The sequence below is a fragment of the Meinhardsimonia xiamenensis genome (assembly GCF_900102905.1).
GTDB lineage: Bacteria > Pseudomonadota > Alphaproteobacteria > Rhodobacterales > Rhodobacteraceae > Meinhardsimonia > Meinhardsimonia xiamenensis.
The window spans coordinates 237,587-251,695 of the sequence record NZ_FNFV01000002.1 but is presented as its reverse complement, the minus strand read 5'-3'; the positions used below and the strand labels follow the sequence as shown (position 1 = coordinate 251,695).

Below are 14,109 nucleotides of genomic sequence, written 5' to 3'. Positions count from 1 at the left end.
CTCACTCTCCTCTCGGGAAGCGCTGGCTTTCCTCCAGCACGTTCAAATCCTTGTGGTTGCGCATGAAACGCTCGGAGGCGTCCTTGAGCGGCTGGTAGTCCCACGGGTAGTAGCCGCCCTTGCGCAAGGCCTCGTAGACAATGAGCCGGCGCGCCTGCGAATCGCGCACTTCGGCCTCGAAACGGTCGAGATCCCACATCGCATCGGCCTTGGCGCGGAAGGCGGCGAGGCGGTCGGCATGAGCGGGGTCCGCGGCGAGATTCGTCAGCTCATGGGGGTCGGCCTTGAGGTCGAAGAGTTGCTCGGGGTCAACCCGGCAGCGGGTGTATTTCCAGCCGCCTTCCACCAGTGCCACCATCGGCGCCACGGAGGCTTCGGCGGCATATTCCATCGCCACCGGCGCCCCACGCTCGCCGCCCGCGACGAGCGGCAGGAGCGAGCGGCCATCCCACCATTCGGCCGCATCGCCCGCCTCGATGCCCAGAAGCTCCAGCAGCGTCGGGCCAAGGTCCATCAGGGAAACGGGTGCATCGATGCGGGCCGGGGCCAGTTCGGGCGCCGCGATCATCAGCGGCACGCGCGCCGAGCCCTCGAAGAAGCTCATCTTGAACCACAGCCCCCGCTCGCCCAGCATGTCGCCGTGATCGGAGCAGAAGATGACGACGGCCTCCTGGCGCGTGTCCTCCATCACCTGGAGAATCTCGCCGATCTGCCGGTCGATGTACGAGATGTTGGCGAAATAGGCGCGGCGGGCGCGGGTGATGTCATTGTCGGAAATATGATAGGATCGCCAGTCGTTGGCGTCGAAAATGCGCTGGGAATGCGGGTCATGTGACTCATAGGGCAGCGCCGGCACCTCCGGCAGAAGGTGCTCGCACCCCGCGTAGAGATCCCAGTCGCGCCGGCGCGCGACGTAAGGGTCATGCGGGTGGGTGAAGCTCACCGTCAGGCACCAGGGCCGCGCATCGGCGCCGCGGGCGGCGTCATAGAGCCACTGGCGGGCGAGAAAGCCGACCTCGTCGTCATACTCGAGCTGGTTGGTGATCTCGGCCACGCCCGCCTGCGTCACCGAGCCGAGGTTGTGGTACCACCAGTCGATGCGCTCGCCGGGGCGGCGCCAGTCGGGCGTCCAGCCGAAATCCGCGGGGTAGATGTCGGTCGTGAGCCGCTCCTCGAAGCCGTGCAGCTGATCGGGGCCGACGAAATGCATCTTTCCCGAAAGGCAGGTGCGCCAGCCGGCGCGACGCAGAAGGTGGGCGAAGGTGGGCAGCTCGGCGCGGAACTCGGCGGCGTTGTCGTAGATGCCGGTGGCCGATGGCAGCCGCGAGGTCATGAAGCCGCCGCGGCCGGGCGCGCAGAGCGGCGAGGCGGTGTAGCAGTTGGCAAACCGCACCGACTGCTCGGCAATCCGGGCCAGATTGGGTGTGACGAGCCAGGACGCCGGGCCGTCGGGAAACAGCGTGCCGGCGAGCTGGTCCACCATCACGATGAGAACATTGGGGCGGGTCATGGCGCCTCTCCGATCAGAGCGTCGATCACGTCTCGGACAAGGGCGATCTCGGCGGTGGCATCCGGCGCCTTCGGTGCCAGGGCGGCGCGGATGTAGAGCCCGTCGATGAGCGCGGCGATGGCTTCCGCCAGCTGCGCGGCGCGCGGACCCACCAACGGGCGCAGGGCGTGCAGAAGGTTCGAGCGCAGCCGGCGCTGATAGATCGCGAGCAGCCGCGAGGCTTCGGGCGAGAGGCGCGCGGCGACATAGAAGTTCAGCCAGGCGGAGATGGTCGCGTCGTCGAAATTCTCCGGGCCGAAGCTTGCGCGAATGATGGCATCGAGTCGCGCGCGCGGGCTCTCCGCCGTCCTCAGTGCCTCGCGGACCGAGCGGCCGTAAACGGCGAGGATGTGGCGCATGGCGGCGAGAAAGAGCCGTTCCTTGTTTCCGAAGTAATGATGCGCGAGCGCCGCGGAGACGCCGGCGCGCCGGGCGATCCGGCTGACGGTGACGTCGAGCGAGCCGACATGGCCGATCTCGGCGATGGTCGCTTGGACCAGCGCCTGGCGTCGGATAGGTTCCATCCCGAGTTTCGGCACGCCTGACCTCCGTGCGGGGTTGCGGGACGAAGCTAGCTGGTCTTTAATTGACTCGTCAATCAAGAAACCGGGGAGGATCCCGCCATGAACATCAGACCCATTCTCGCCGCCCTGGCGCTTGCGCTGGCCGGCACGCCGGCGCTGGCGCAGCAGGAGCCCGAACAGTGCGGCACCGTGCGCTTCTCCGATGTGGGCTGGACCGACATCACCGCCACCACGGCGGCCACGACCGTGGTGCTCGAGGCGCTCGGCTATGACACGGACGTGAAAGTTCTCTCCGTGCCGGTCACCTACACCTCGCTCGCCAATGGCGACATCGACGTGTTCCTCGGCAACTGGATGCCGACCATGGAGGCCGACATCGCCCCCTACCGCGACTCCGGCAAGGTGGATGTCGTCGGCGTCAATCTCGAGGGCGCGAAATACACGCTCGCGACCAACGCCAAGGGGGCCGAACTTGGAATCCGCGACTTCGCCGACATCGCCAGGTTCCGCGATGAGCTTGACGGCAAGATCTACGGCATCGAGCCGGGCAATGACGGCAACCGCCTGATCATGGACATGATCGCGCAGGATGCCTTCGGGCTCTCGGGCTTCGAGGTGGTGGAAAGCTCCGAGCAGGGGATGCTGGCGCAGGTCGCGCGCGCCGAGCGCCGCGGCGAGCCGATCGTCTTTCTCGCCTGGGAGCCGCACCCGATGAACGCCAATTTCGACATCACCTATCTCTCGGGCGGCGACGACTGGTTCGGGCCCGACTATGGCGGCGCGACGGTCTATACCAACACCCGCGCGGGGTATGTCGAGGAATGCCCGAATGTGGGCCGGCTTCTGAAGAACCTCAAGTTCTCGCTCCAGATGGAGAACGAGATCATGGGGGCCATCCTCGACGAGGGCCGCGACCCGAAGGAAGCCGCCCGCGACTGGCTGAAGGCGCATCCCGAGGTGCTCGAGGCATGGCTTGACGGCGTGAAGACCCGCGACGGCGGCGACGGGCTCGCGGCGGTCAAGGCGGCTCTTGGCATCGAGTGAGCAGTGGCGGGGGCTCTGCCCCGTCGCCATTGGGCTTGAACCGATGGCGCCATCAATGGCGACCCCCGGGGTATTTTCACCAGGATGATGAACAAGGGGGCGGTCATTTGGTGACCGCCCCCAAGGCGGGGAGAATTGGCCGTGGAGTGGCTGACCGAGCGCAAGATCCCCATCGGCGCGGTGGCGCGCGATGCCTTCGACTGGCTGCAGGGGCATGGAGCGTGGTTCTTCGACGGGCTGTCGGACGGGCTCGATGCAATGATTGCCGCGATCCTGTGGCTGTTGCAGACGCCCCATCCGCTCATTGTGGTCGCCGCCTTCGTGGCCCTGACCTGGGTGCTGCAGCGCAGCTGGAAGACAGCGCTTTTCGTGGCGGCCGGTTTTCTCTTCATCCTCAACCAGGGTTACTGGGAGGAGACCACCGAGAGCCTCACGCTGGTGCTCTCTGCCTGCGTGGTCTGCATGGCGGCAGGCGTGCCGCTGGGCATCGCCGCGGCGCACCGGCCGCGACTCTATGCGGCGATGCGGCCCGTGCTGGACCTGATGCAGACGCTGCCGACCTTTGTCTATCTCATTCCCGCGATCGTCTTTTTCGGCATCGGCATGGTGCCGGGACTGATCGCGACGGTCATATTCGTGCTGCCCGCCCCCATCCGGCTGACGCATCTGGGCGTGTCGACCACGCCCGAGCCGCTTCTGGAGGCCGCGCGCGCCTTCGGCGCGACCGACCGGCAGGTGCTGTGGAAGGTGGAGCTGCCTTTCGCCTTTCCGCAGATCATGACCGGCCTCAATCAGACCATCATGCTGAGCCTGTCGATGGTGGTCATCGCCGCGCTCGTGGGCGCGGACGGGCTTGGGGTTCCGGTCGTGCGCGCCCTGAACCAGGTGAACACCGCGCTCGGCTTCGAGTCGGGTTTTGTCATCGTCGTGGTCGCCATCATGCTTGATCGCATGCTGCGCGTGGAGCGGAACAGATGAGCGTCGGGGCAGGCACAACGCGGACGGCGGTCGAGTTTGACCATGTGTCCATCGTCTTCGGCGACCGGCCCGAACTGGCCCTGCCGCTCATGGACGAAGGATTGAGCCGGGAGGAGATCCAGGCGCGGACGCGGCAGGTTCTGGGCGTGCATGACTGTTCGCTGAGCGTCGCCGAGGGCGAGATTCTCGTGCTGATGGGGCTGTCAGGCTCGGGCAAGTCGACGCTTCTTCGGGCGGTGAACGGGCTCAACCCGGTCACGCGCGGCGACGTGCGGCTGCGCTTCGGCGACGAGATGGTCTCGGTCACGCGGGCCGATCCCGCGCAGCTGAGGCGGCTGCGGCTTCACTGCGTGTCGATGGTGTTCCAGCAGTTCGGGCTGCTGCCATGGCGCACGGTGCGCGAGAATGTCGGGCTCGGGCTTGAGCTCGGCGGCGTTCCGGCGGCCGAGCGGCGGGCGCGGGTTGATGCCCAGCTCGAGCTCGTGGGGCTGTCGGACTGGGCCGAGCGGCGGGTGGACGAGCTCTCGGGCGGCATGCAGCAGCGGGTGGGGCTGGCGCGCGCCTTCGCGACCGAGGCGCCGATCCTGCTGATGGACGAGCCCTTCTCGGCGCTCGACCCGCTGATCCGCGCGCGGCTGCAGGACGAGCTGCTGGAGCTGCAGGAGCGGCTTTCGCGCACCATCATCTTCGTCAGCCACGACCTCGACGAAGCCTTCAAGCTGGGCGACCGTATCGCCATCATGGAAGGCGGGCGCATCGTGCAGTGCGGCACGCCGAAGGACATCTTCACGAACCCGGCCAATGACTACGTGGCCGATTTCGTGGCGCACATGAACCCGCTCGGCGTGCTGCGCGCTGCCGATGTCATGGAGCCCACAGGCGGCGCGAGGGCCGCGGCGCGGGTTGCGCCCGATGCGCCGCTGAGCGAGGTGATGCGCCGGCTCACCGAAGGGGCCGAGGCGGTGGCGGTCGAGGAAGATGGCGCCGTGGTCGGCGTGATCACCCCTGCCCTTGTCATGGCGCGGATTCTCGACCCAAGGGGGGCGGAGTAATCTCCCGCACGGGCAAGATGCTCAGAGCTTGGTCGCCATCACCGGTGGCGTGACGGCGCGGCGTTTCAGCATCGCCTCGCGCCAGGTGATGAAGCTCACCGAGCCGAGGATCAGCGCGCCACCCACGATCACCCAGCCGTCCACCGGCTCGCCGAAGACCAGCGCGCCGAGAAGCGCCGCCCACACCAGCTGCAGGAAGGTCACCGGCTGGGTAACCGACAGCGGCGCGGCGCGGAAGGCCAACGTCATGGTGTAATGTCCGCCGGTGGCGCAGGCAGCGACGAGGAAGAGCCAGAACAGCTCGGTGAGCGTCGGTGTCACCCACACCGCGGCGGCGAAGGGCGCAAGGCCCACGGTCACCGTCACCGACAGCCAGCCCACGACCACCGCCGGGCTCACCCGCCCCGACATCACCTTCGCCATCAGGTAGGAGGCGGCGAAGAAGAGCGCGCAGAAGAGCATAGCCACATGCCCGGGCGAGATCTCGCGCATGCCGGGCCGCAGGATCACCAGCGCGCCGAGGAGCGCCACCGCGACCGCAGCGATGCGCCGCGCCGCCAGCGTCTCGCCAAGAAACAGCGCCGCGCCGAGGGTGACATAGACGGGGGAGAGGTAGTTCATCGCCGTCACCTCGGCGATGGGGATCCGGGTCATGGCGTAGAACCACGCCATCACGCCAAAGGTGTGCGCGAGCCCGCGCGCGCCGAACAGCGTCAGCGCCCGGCGGTCGGGGGGCGCGGCGAACATCGGCCGCAGCATCGGGACGAGGAACACAAGCCCCAGCGCATAGCGCAGAAACGCCGCCTCGGGAGGAGGGATGCGGCTGCCCACATGCTTGACGATGGCGGTCACGGCAACGAAGAGCGCCCCGGTGACGAGCATCCAGAACACCCCCGCCACCGGGCGGGACGCTCCCGCCGATGCGGTCTCGGACATGGCGCGCAGAAAACGACAGCGCGGCAGCGTCCGCAAGGGGGCTCAGCCCCCGATGATGAGGCTTGCGGCGATCGTCCACATGACGGCGCCGACCACCACCTCCAGAACGCGCCAGGCGGCGGGGCGGGCGAACACGGGCCGCAGCACCGCCGCCCCATAGCCCAGCGAGAAGAAGAACAGGAATGAAGCCGTCACCGCACCGGCTCCGAAGGCAAGGCGCGCGCCGTCATACTGGGTGGAGATCGAGCCCAGAAGCACCACCGTGTCGAGATAGACGTGCGGGTTGCCCCAGGTCAGCGCAAGGCAGGTGAGAAGCGCCCTTTTCAGCGAGCCCGCCGCGCGCGCGGCCGGGTCGAGTGCGGCCGAAGGCCCGAAGGCGGCGCGGAAGGACAGCGCGCCATAGACGAAAAGAAAGGCCGCACCCGCCCAGCGCATTGCCGTGGCGATACCGGGAATGACGGCCTGAAGCGCGGAAAAGCCGCCCACGCCGATGGCGATCAGCACCGCATCGGAGAGCGCGCAGGTCAGGCAGACGGCGAACACATGCTCGCCCTTCAACCCCTGTCTGAGCACGAAGGCGTTCTGTGCGCCGATGGCGAGAATCAGGCTGAGGCCGAGTGCGAAGCCGGCCGAGAGCGCCTCGAACGACATGGGAACCTCCGAGAATGCCACCGCCTCTCACCCGGCCTTGCAGGGCACTGGGAGAGTTATGCGGAAGGGACGCGCCGGCAGGCGCCGGCGTGCGTCAAAGCAGGTCACGCGCCCCACGCCGTCGGCCCACAAAAGATGCGGGTCAAGCGCCTTGAGGTTGCCGCGCTCGTTCTCGCGGCGGACCTCGAAATGCAGGTGGACCAGAAGGCCCAGAAGCCCCGTGTCGCCCATGGTGGCGATCTCCTGCCCGCGCCTGACCTTGTCGCCGGGCTTCACGCCGCGGCTCTGAAGGTGCAGATAGACGGTGCGCACGCGCCGCCCCCCCTCGTCGGTCCCGTGGTCGATGACCACGCGGTTGCCGTAGTTCGGCTCGTAGTAGGAGGCGACGACGACACCGGGCGCGGCGGCGAGAATGGGCGTGCCACGCTTGGCCCAGAAGTCGATGCCGTAATGGCCGGGGTAGGAGATGTCGGGATTGCCGGGCGCGAATTCCTTGCTGATGTAGGGGGCGTTCGGCGGCACGACGACCTCGATCGGATCATCGACGAAAGCCTCGTAGGGCGCTGCGCCGCCGTAGCGCTCGACCTCCATGCAGCCGGCGAGAGCGAATAGCGCCGCTGCAGCCGCGAGCAGATACCGTGCCATGCGCCCTCCCCGGCTTTTGTGCCCTTGCGCCCCCGCTCATCGGGAGCGCGCGCCCTCTGCCCCGGTTGCCCCGGTCAGCCGGCGGCGAGCTTCTCCATCACCTCGTCGGAGACTTCGAAATTCGCCGTCACCTTCTGAATGTCGTCATCCTCCTCGAGCGCCTCGATCAGCTTCATCAGCTTCTCGGCGGTCTCGAGGTCGATCTCGGTGGTGGTGGTGGGCCGCCAGACGAGACGCGCCGATTCGGGCTCGCCCAGCGTTTCCTCGAGCTGGCTCGCGACGCTGGCAAGGTCGGTATCGGCGGTGATGATCACATAACCGTCGCCGGTGTCCTCGACATCCTCCGCACCGGCCTCGAGCGCGGCCTCGAAGACATGCTCAAGGTCGAAGGAGCCCGGCGGATAGCGGATCTCGCCCTTGCGCTCGAACATGAAGCTCACCGAGCCGGTCTCGCCAAGCGACCCGCCGTGCTTGCCGAAGGTGGAGCGGACGGTGGAGGCGGTGCGGTTGCGGTTGTCGGTCATCGCCTCGACGATCATCGCCACCCCGCCGGGGCCGTAGCCCTCATAGCGGATCTCCTCATAGGCTTCGGCCTCGCCGCCGATGGCCTTCTTGATCGCGCGCTCGATGTTTTCCTTGGGCATGGAAGCCGCGCGCGCCTCGCGGACCGCAAGCCTCAGGCGCGGGTTCTTGTCAGGATCGGGGTCGCCCATCTTGGCGGCGACGGTGATCTCCTTGGACAGTTTCGAGAACAGCTTGGAGCGCGCCGCGTCCTGACGCCCCTTGCGATGCTGAATGTTCGCCCATTTCGAATGGCCGGCCATGACCCACTCCACTCCTGCAACCTGCTGAACGCGCGCTCTATAGCCGCGCGCCCTTCACGGGGCAATCCCGCCGGAACGATGCGCCCGCCGCCGCGCCCGCCGTCGGCCTCTGGCCTTGCCCCCTCGCTGATCCTAATGTGGCGCTCGATCCGTCCCATGCAAGAGCACGCCGCCCCATGCCCCTGCCCCGCACCTCCGCCAGCCCCGGACGCAAGCCGCTCTCCCTCGCCCCGGCAGCGCCGGGCGCGGTGCGGGGGCGGGCCGGGGCTGCCCCCCGCAGCGGCAGGAGAAGCGTTGCATGAGCGCCGATCAGGCCATTCTCTTCGCTCTCTTCGGTGCCGTGTTCGGCCTTCTTCTCTGGGGTCGGATCCGGTACGACCTTGTCGCCTTCTCCGCCCTCATCGTCGCGGTGCTTCTCGGCGTCGTTCCGACGGATGAGGCGTTTTCGGGCTTCGGGCATCCGGCGACCATGGTCGTGGCGCTGGTGCTCGTCGTCTCGGCGGGGCTCGTGCGCTCGGGCGTGGTCTACATGATCACCCGCACGCTCATCGATGCGAGCCGCCCGCTTGCCCGCCACATCGCCATCATGGGCGGGGTCGGGGCGCTGCTTTCGGCCTTCATGAACAATGTCGCCGCACTTGCGCTCCTGATGCCGGTGGACATCCAGACCGCGCGCAAGGCCGGCCGGCCGGTGGCGCTCTCGCTCATGCCGCTGTCCTTCGCCACCATTCTTGGCGGCATGGTCACGCTGATCGGCACGCCTCCCAACATCATCATCGCCGCCATCCGCGAGGATGCCCTCGGCGCCCCCTTCGCCATGTTCGACTTCGCCCCGGTGGGCGGGCTGACCGCGCTTGCCGGGCTTGCCTTCGTCGCGCTTGTCGGCTGGCGGCTGATCCCCGCGCCCCAGCGCGCGGCGCGCGAGCCTGCCGCCGCGATTGCCGACTACATCGCCGAGCTTGTCGTGCCCGAGGGCTCCGAGCTCATCGGCAAGCGCCTCTCCGAGCTCGATGAGCTTGCGGCGAAGAACGACGTGCAGATCATCGGCCTCGTGCGCGGCGGCAAGCGGCGCTACGGCACCCAGCGCAACACGCGGCTTGAGGCGGGCGACGCGCTGGTGATCGAGGCAAGCCCGGAGGCGCTCGACGAGTTCCGCGCCGCCACGCGGCTCGACTTTGCCGAGGAGAAGCGCAAAGAGGCGCTGAAGGCGGAGGGCGCGGGGGTGGCGCTTGTCGAGGCGGTGGTGCCCGAGGGTGCGCGCATCGCCGGCAAGACGGCCCAGTCGGTGGGGCTCGGCTGGCGGCGGCGCACGGTGCTTCTGGGCATCTCCCGGCAGGGCCGGACGATCCGCACGCGGGTGCGCAACACCGTGATCGAGCCGGGCGACATCCTGCTTCTGCTGACACCCGAGGAGACGCGCGACGATGTGGTCGAATGGCTGGGCTGCCTGCCGCTGGCCGCGCGCGATCTTGCGGTCACCGACCCCTCGAAGGCCTGGGCGGCGATCGGCATCTTCGCCGCGGCGGTCGCGGCGGCGAGCTTCGGGCTCGTCTACCTGCCGGTGGCGCTCGGGGCGGTGGTGGCGCTTTATGCGCTCCTGCGCATCGTGCCGCTCGGCGAACTCTACAACCAGATCGAATGGCCCGTGGTGGTGCTTCTGGGCTCGATGATCCCGCTCGGCGCGGCGCTCGAGGCCTCGGGCGGCACCGAGCTTGTCGCGCGCTCGCTCGTCTGGCTGACCGAGGGCTGGCCGGCCTGGGCGGTGCTGACGGTGCTGATGCTGGTGACGATGACGCTTTCGGACGTGCTCAACAACACCGCCACCACCATCGTCGCCGCGCCCGTGGGCATCGACATGGCGCGCGCGCTCGGCGTCAGCCCCGACCCCTTCCTGATGGCGGTGGCCATCGCCGCTTCCTGCGCCTTCCTCACGCCGATCGGTCACAAGAACAACACGCTGATTCTCGGCCCCGGCGGCTACCGCTTCGGCGACTACTGGCGCATGGGGCTGCCGCTCGAGATCGTCGTGGTGGCGGTGTCGATCCCGGCGATCCTGGTCTTCTGGCCGCTCTGAGGCGCGGCGCCCCTTTTCTTCGGGGGCAGGCTCTGCCAGTCTCGCGCCGGGAAGCAAGGGAGGTGAGGATGCCCGTTCGTGCCTGCGTCTTCGATGCCTACGGCACCCTCTTCGACGTCTCCGCGGCCGCGCGCGAGGCGGCGGGCGAGCCGGGGCGCGAGGCACTCGCCGCGTGCTGGCAGAAACTGGCCAGCGACTGGCGGCTCAAGCAGCTGCAATACACCTGGCTGAGGGCGGTGGCCGGGGCGCACACCGATTTCTGGACCGTCACGCAGGACGGGCTCGACTGGGCGCTCGAGGCCAACGGGCTTGCCGGTGATGCGGAGCTGCGCGAACGGCTCCTGCAGCTCTATTTCGAGCTCTCCGCCTACCCCGAAGTGCCGAAGATGCTGGCCACCCTCAAGGAACGGGGCTTTGTTACCGCGATCCTCTCCAACGGCGAGCCGAAGATGCTCGCGGCCGCGGTGGAGAGCGCGGGCATCGGCGCCTTTCTCGACGACGTGCTGTCGGTGGAGAGCGTGGGCGTCTTCAAGCCGCACCCCTCGGTCTATGCCATGGTCGGCGAGCGCTTCGGCACCGCGCCGGCGGAGGTGCTCTTTGTCTCTTCCAACTGCTGGGATGCCTGCCACGGCGCGGGCTTCGGCTTCGTCTCCGCCTGGGTCAACCGCGCCGGCGAGCCGATGGACCGGCTGCCCTGGCAACCGGCGCATGTGCTGAGCGATCTGACCACCATCCCAAAGCTCGCGGAGACACTTTGAGCGACGACTACCGCCATTTCCGCAGCCCCGACGGCCTCAGCCTCGCCTATCGCGACGAGGGCGCGGGACTGCCCCTGATCGCGCTTGCAGGCCTCACCCGCGACTCCCGCGACTTCGACTATCTCGCCCTACACCTGCCCGAAGGCATCCGCCTCATCCGCCCCGACTATCGCGGTCGCGGCCGCTCGGAGTGGGCGCCCGATCCGGCAAGCTACGCCATCCCCGTGGAGGCGGGCGACGTGATCGCGCTGATGGATCATCTCGGGCTAGAGCGCGCCGCCATCCTCGGCACCTCGCGCGGCGGGCTCATCGCCATGATGCTTGCCGCCACGGAGAAGGAGCGGCTTCTCGGCGTCTGCCTCAACGACATCGGCCCCGAAATCGCCGCCGAGGGGCTCCAGCGCATCATGGGTTATGTGGGGCTCAAGCCCGCCTTCCGCAGCCGCGCCGAGATGGCCGCCGCCTTGCCCCGCCTCATGCCGGGCTTCGAGGGCGTGCCGCCCTCCCGCTGGGCCGAGGAGGTGGAACGCCACACCACCGAGACCGCAGACGGCCTCGGCCTGACCTATGATCCGCGCCTGCGCGAGGCGCTCGTCGCCGCCGGCCACCAGCCCGCCCCCGATCTCTGGCCGCTGTTCGATGCGCTTGCCGGACTGCCGGTTGCCCTCATCCGCGGCGCAAACTCCGATCTTCTCAGCCGCGCGACGGCCGAGGAGATGGCCCGCCGCCGCCCCGACATGATCCGCGCCGAAGTGCCGGGGCGCGGCCATGTGCCGTTTCTCGACGAGCCCGAATCGCTTGACGCCATACGCCGCTGGCTGGAGCTCATGCCGTGAACATCGACATGATCGAGGACGCCGCCGCGCGGCTGAAGGGAAAGGCGCGGCGCACGCCGCTTCTTTCCTCCCCCTTCCTCGACGAGATCGCCGGCCGGCGGGTGCTGGTGAAGCCCGAATGTCTCCAGCACACCGGCTCCTTCAAGTTCCGCGGCGCCCATGCGGCCATCTCGGCGCTGCCGGCCGAGATGCGGGCCAAGGGCGTGCTCGCCTATTCCTCCGGCAACCACGCCCAGGGCGTGGCATTGGCCGCGCGGATGCACGGCATCCCGGCGGTGATCGTGATGCCCAACGACGCCCCGGCCATCAAGCTGGCCAACACCCGCGCGCTCGGCGCCGAGGTGGTGGAATACGACCGCCCCGGCGGCGAGGACCGCGAAGCGATCGGCGAGCGCCTTGCCGCCGAGCGCGGGCTCACGCTGATCCGCCCCTACGACGAGCCGCAGGTGATCGCGGGGCAGGGCACCGTGGGGCTGGAGATCGCCGAACAGGCGGCCGAATGCGGGGTGAGCGAGGCCGAGGTGCTGGTGCCCTGCGGCGGCGGCGGGCTTTCGGCCGGCATTGCCCTTGCGCTCGAGGCGCGGGCGCCGGCGATGCGCGTGCGCCCCGTCGAGCCCGCGGGCTGGGACGACACCCGCCGCTCGCTCGAGGCCGGCCGCATCGAACCCGTACCACCCGGCGCGCCCGTCTCGCTTTGCGACGCCATCGTCACCCCGGCGCCGGGGCGGCTCACATTCCCGATTCTCAAGCGCCTCGCCGGCCCCGGCCTTGCCGTGACGGACGAGGACGCGCTGCGCGCCATGGCGGCGGCCTTCGCGCGGCTGAAGATCGTGGCCGAGCCCGGCGGGGCGGTCGCGCTTGCCGCGGCGCTGTTCCGACCCGAGGCAGCAAGCGGCGAGACCGTGATCGCGGTCGTCTCCGGCGGAAATGTCGATGCGGCCCTCTTCATCCGCGCCCTCGAGCGCCACGGCTCCCGCGTCTGACGGCCCCCGGACGGGGTCAGGAAATTTGATTGACAATGCAAATCATTTTGGCGAAATCTTCCTTTCAAGAGGAGGGATCATGCGCACACAGGTTTGCATCATCGGAGGCGGCCCCTCGGGGCTTTTGCTGAGCCAGCTTCTGCACCGCAAGGGCATCGATACCGTCGTGCTTGAGCGCCACAGCCGCGAGCATGTGCTCTCGCGCATCCGCGCCGGCGTGCTCGAATGGGGCACGGTCGAGCTTCTGCGCGAGGCCGGTGTGGGCGAGCGGATGGATCGCGAGGGTCTCCCCCACTTAGGCGTGAACCTCGCGCTGCAGAACCGCGCCTTCCGCATCGACTTTCAGAAGCTCGTGGGCAAGAAGGTCATGGTCTACGGCCAGACCGAGGTGACGCACGACCTTTACGCAGCCCGCGATGCCATTGGCGGCAAGGTGATCTGCGAGGCCGAGGGCGTCACGCTGCACGACCTCGACACCGACGCGCCCTTCGTCACCTTCGTGAAGGACGGCAGCGAACAGCGCATCGACGCCGACTACGTCGTCGGCTGCGACGGCTTTCACGGCGTCTCGCGCCGCTCGATCCCGGCCGACACGCTGCGCGAATACGAAAAGGTCTATCCCTTCGGCTGGCTCGGCGTGCTCTCGCGCACCCCGCCCGTTCACGACGAGCTGATCTACGCCAACCACCCGCGCGGCTTCGCGCTCTGCTCGATGCGCAACCGCAACCTCAGCCGCTACTACATCCAGGTTCCGCTCGACACCAAGCTCGAGGACTGGCCCGACGAGGCCTTCTGGGAAGAGCTCAAGCGCCGCATCCCCACCGACGCGGCCGAACGCCTCGTCACCGGCCCCTCGATCGAGAAATCCATCGCGCCCCTGCGCAGCTATGTCGCCGAGCCGATGCGCTGGGGGCGGCTGATGCTCTGCGGCGACGCGGCCCACATCGTGCCGCCCACCGGCGCCAAGGGGCTGAACCTCGCCGCAAGCGATGTCCATTACGCCTATCACGCCCTCGCCGACCACTACCTCGAGGGCGACGACGAGGGGCTCGAGCGTTACTCCGAGCGGGCGCTTGCCCGGGTATGGAAGGCGATGCGCTTTTCGTGGTCCTTCACCATGCTCATGCACCGCTTCCCCGATCAGAGCCCCTTCGAGCAGCGCATGCAGGAGGCCGAACTCGAGGTGCTCGAAAGCTCCCGCGCCGCGCAAACGGTAATGGCCGAAAACTACGTCGGCCTGCCCTACTGACCGGAG

General features: G+C 68.6%; 14 protein-coding genes. 8 read left to right on the top strand and 6 right to left on the bottom strand.

Annotated elements, in window-relative coordinates; genetic code table 11:
• Window position 1: 1 nt before the first annotated feature.
• Together betC and betI are read right to left on the bottom strand one after the other, a co-directional pair.
• Window positions 2-1,510, bottom strand: coding sequence for a choline-sulfatase (betC, locus tag BLQ14_RS05110; RefSeq protein ID WP_092498920.1), 1,509 nt, complete (start codon window positions 1,508-1,510; stop codon window positions 2-4).
• Entirely contained in the window at window positions 1,507-2,073 is a 567-nt protein-coding gene (betI, locus tag BLQ14_RS05105) for a choline-binding transcriptional repressor BetI (RefSeq protein WP_170068409.1), read from the bottom strand. The genes betC and betI overlap by 4 nt, the downstream gene beginning before the upstream one ends.
• 99 nt (window positions 2,074-2,172) lie before the next feature.
• On the opposite strand from betI, the gene BLQ14_RS05100 reads away from it, so the two are divergent.
• The 3 genes from BLQ14_RS05100 to choV all read left to right on the top strand — a co-directional run bounded on the left by BLQ14_RS05100 (window position 2,173) and on the right by choV (window position 5,147).
• Window positions 2,173-3,117: a choline ABC transporter substrate-binding protein gene (locus tag BLQ14_RS05100; RefSeq protein ID WP_092498916.1), complete on the top strand. Its 945-nt coding sequence runs from the start codon at window positions 2,173-2,175 to the stop codon at window positions 3,115-3,117.
• A 141-nt stretch (window positions 3,118-3,258) separates the two neighbouring features.
• On the top strand, window positions 3,259-4,095 hold the full coding sequence (gene choW / locus BLQ14_RS05095; RefSeq protein WP_092498914.1) for a choline ABC transporter permease subunit: 837 nt from the start codon (window positions 3,259-3,261) through the stop codon (window positions 4,093-4,095).
• Entirely contained in the window at window positions 4,092-5,147 is a 1,056-nt protein-coding gene (gene choV / locus BLQ14_RS05090) for a choline ABC transporter ATP-binding protein (protein WP_092498912.1), read from the top strand. The genes choW and choV overlap by 4 nt, the downstream gene beginning before the upstream one ends.
• Before the next feature lie 21 nt (window positions 5,148-5,168).
• Here choV and BLQ14_RS05085 read toward each other — a convergent pair whose 3' ends face one another.
• The 4 genes from BLQ14_RS05085 to BLQ14_RS05070 all read right to left on the bottom strand — a co-directional run bounded on the left by BLQ14_RS05085 (window position 5,169) and on the right by BLQ14_RS05070 (window position 8,203).
• Complete coding sequence (locus tag BLQ14_RS05085) at window positions 5,169-6,083, bottom strand: DMT family transporter (protein ID WP_092498910.1); 915 nt, start codon at window positions 6,081-6,083, stop codon at window positions 5,169-5,171.
• Window positions 6,084-6,125: 42 nt separating this feature from the next.
• Window positions 6,126-6,734, bottom strand: coding sequence for a LysE/ArgO family amino acid transporter (locus BLQ14_RS05080; RefSeq protein WP_092498908.1), 609 nt, complete (start codon window positions 6,732-6,734; stop codon window positions 6,126-6,128).
• A gap of 27 nt (window positions 6,735-6,761) precedes the next feature.
• On the bottom strand, window positions 6,762-7,379 hold the full coding sequence (locus BLQ14_RS05075; RefSeq protein WP_092498906.1) for a M23 family metallopeptidase: 618 nt from the start codon (window positions 7,377-7,379) through the stop codon (window positions 6,762-6,764).
• A 74-nt stretch (window positions 7,380-7,453) separates the two neighbouring features.
• The gene (locus BLQ14_RS05070; RefSeq protein ID WP_092498904.1) at window positions 7,454-8,203 is read right to left on the bottom strand and encodes a YebC/PmpR family DNA-binding transcriptional regulator; all 750 of its coding nucleotides are present in this window, start codon (window positions 8,201-8,203) and stop codon (window positions 7,454-7,456) included.
• A gap of 298 nt (window positions 8,204-8,501) precedes the next feature.
• Between BLQ14_RS05070 and BLQ14_RS05065 the strand changes: the two genes are divergently transcribed.
• From BLQ14_RS05065 to pobA, 5 genes are all read left to right on the top strand, one after another.
• Window positions 8,502-10,277: an SLC13 family permease gene (locus BLQ14_RS05065; RefSeq protein WP_092498902.1), complete on the top strand. Its 1,776-nt coding sequence runs from the start codon at window positions 8,502-8,504 to the stop codon at window positions 10,275-10,277.
• A 68-nt stretch (window positions 10,278-10,345) separates the two neighbouring features.
• Window positions 10,346-11,035 carry a haloacid dehalogenase type II gene (locus BLQ14_RS05060; protein ID WP_092498900.1) on the top strand — a complete coding sequence of 230 codons (690 nt, stop codon included), beginning with the start codon at window positions 10,346-10,348 and terminating at the stop codon, window positions 11,033-11,035.
• Window positions 11,032-11,871 carry an alpha/beta fold hydrolase gene (locus tag BLQ14_RS05055; RefSeq protein WP_092498898.1) on the top strand — a complete coding sequence of 280 codons (840 nt, stop codon included), beginning with the start codon at window positions 11,032-11,034 and terminating at the stop codon, window positions 11,869-11,871. The genes BLQ14_RS05060 and BLQ14_RS05055 overlap by 4 nt, the downstream gene beginning before the upstream one ends.
• Window positions 11,872-11,879: 8 nt before the next feature.
• Window positions 11,880-12,854 carry a threonine ammonia-lyase gene (locus BLQ14_RS05050; RefSeq protein ID WP_092499450.1) on the top strand — a complete coding sequence of 325 codons (975 nt, stop codon included), beginning with the start codon at window positions 11,880-11,882 and terminating at the stop codon, window positions 12,852-12,854.
• Between the two features lie 79 nt (window positions 12,855-12,933).
• Entirely contained in the window at window positions 12,934-14,103 is a 1,170-nt protein-coding gene (gene pobA / locus BLQ14_RS05045; RefSeq protein WP_092498896.1) for a 4-hydroxybenzoate 3-monooxygenase, read from the top strand.
• Window positions 14,104-14,109: the final 6 nt, after the last annotated feature.

Bases quoted from the DNA above. Each gene is read 5' to 3' on its own strand.
- betC (WP_092498920.1), bottom strand. From the start codon at position 1,510: ATGACCCGCCCCAATGTTCTCATCGTGATGGTGGACCAGCTCGCCGGC.
- betI (WP_170068409.1), bottom strand. From the start codon at position 2,073: ATGGAACCTATCCGACGCCAGGCGCTGGTCCAAGCGACCATCGCCGAG.
- BLQ14_RS05100 (WP_092498916.1), top strand. From the start codon at position 2,173: ATGAACATCAGACCCATTCTCGCCGCCCTGGCGCTTGCGCTGGCCGGC.
- choV (WP_092498912.1), top strand. From the start codon at position 4,092: ATGAGCGTCGGGGCAGGCACAACGCGGACGGCGGTCGAGTTTGACCAT.
- BLQ14_RS05085 (WP_092498910.1), bottom strand. From the start codon at position 6,083: ATGTCCGAGACCGCATCGGCGGGAGCGTCCCGCCCGGTGGCGGGGGTG.
- BLQ14_RS05080 (WP_092498908.1), bottom strand. From the start codon at position 6,734: ATGTCGTTCGAGGCGCTCTCGGCCGGCTTCGCACTCGGCCTCAGCCTG.
- BLQ14_RS05075 (WP_092498906.1), bottom strand. From the start codon at position 7,379: ATGGCACGGTATCTGCTCGCGGCTGCAGCGGCGCTATTCGCTCTCGCC.
- BLQ14_RS05070 (WP_092498904.1), bottom strand. From the start codon at position 8,203: ATGGCCGGCCATTCGAAATGGGCGAACATTCAGCATCGCAAGGGGCGT.
- BLQ14_RS05065 (WP_092498902.1), top strand. From the start codon at position 8,502: ATGAGCGCCGATCAGGCCATTCTCTTCGCTCTCTTCGGTGCCGTGTTC.
- BLQ14_RS05060 (WP_092498900.1), top strand. From the start codon at position 10,346: ATGCCCGTTCGTGCCTGCGTCTTCGATGCCTACGGCACCCTCTTCGAC.
- BLQ14_RS05050 (WP_092499450.1), top strand. From the start codon at position 11,880: ATGATCGAGGACGCCGCCGCGCGGCTGAAGGGAAAGGCGCGGCGCACG.
- pobA (WP_092498896.1), top strand. From the start codon at position 12,934: ATGCGCACACAGGTTTGCATCATCGGAGGCGGCCCCTCGGGGCTTTTG.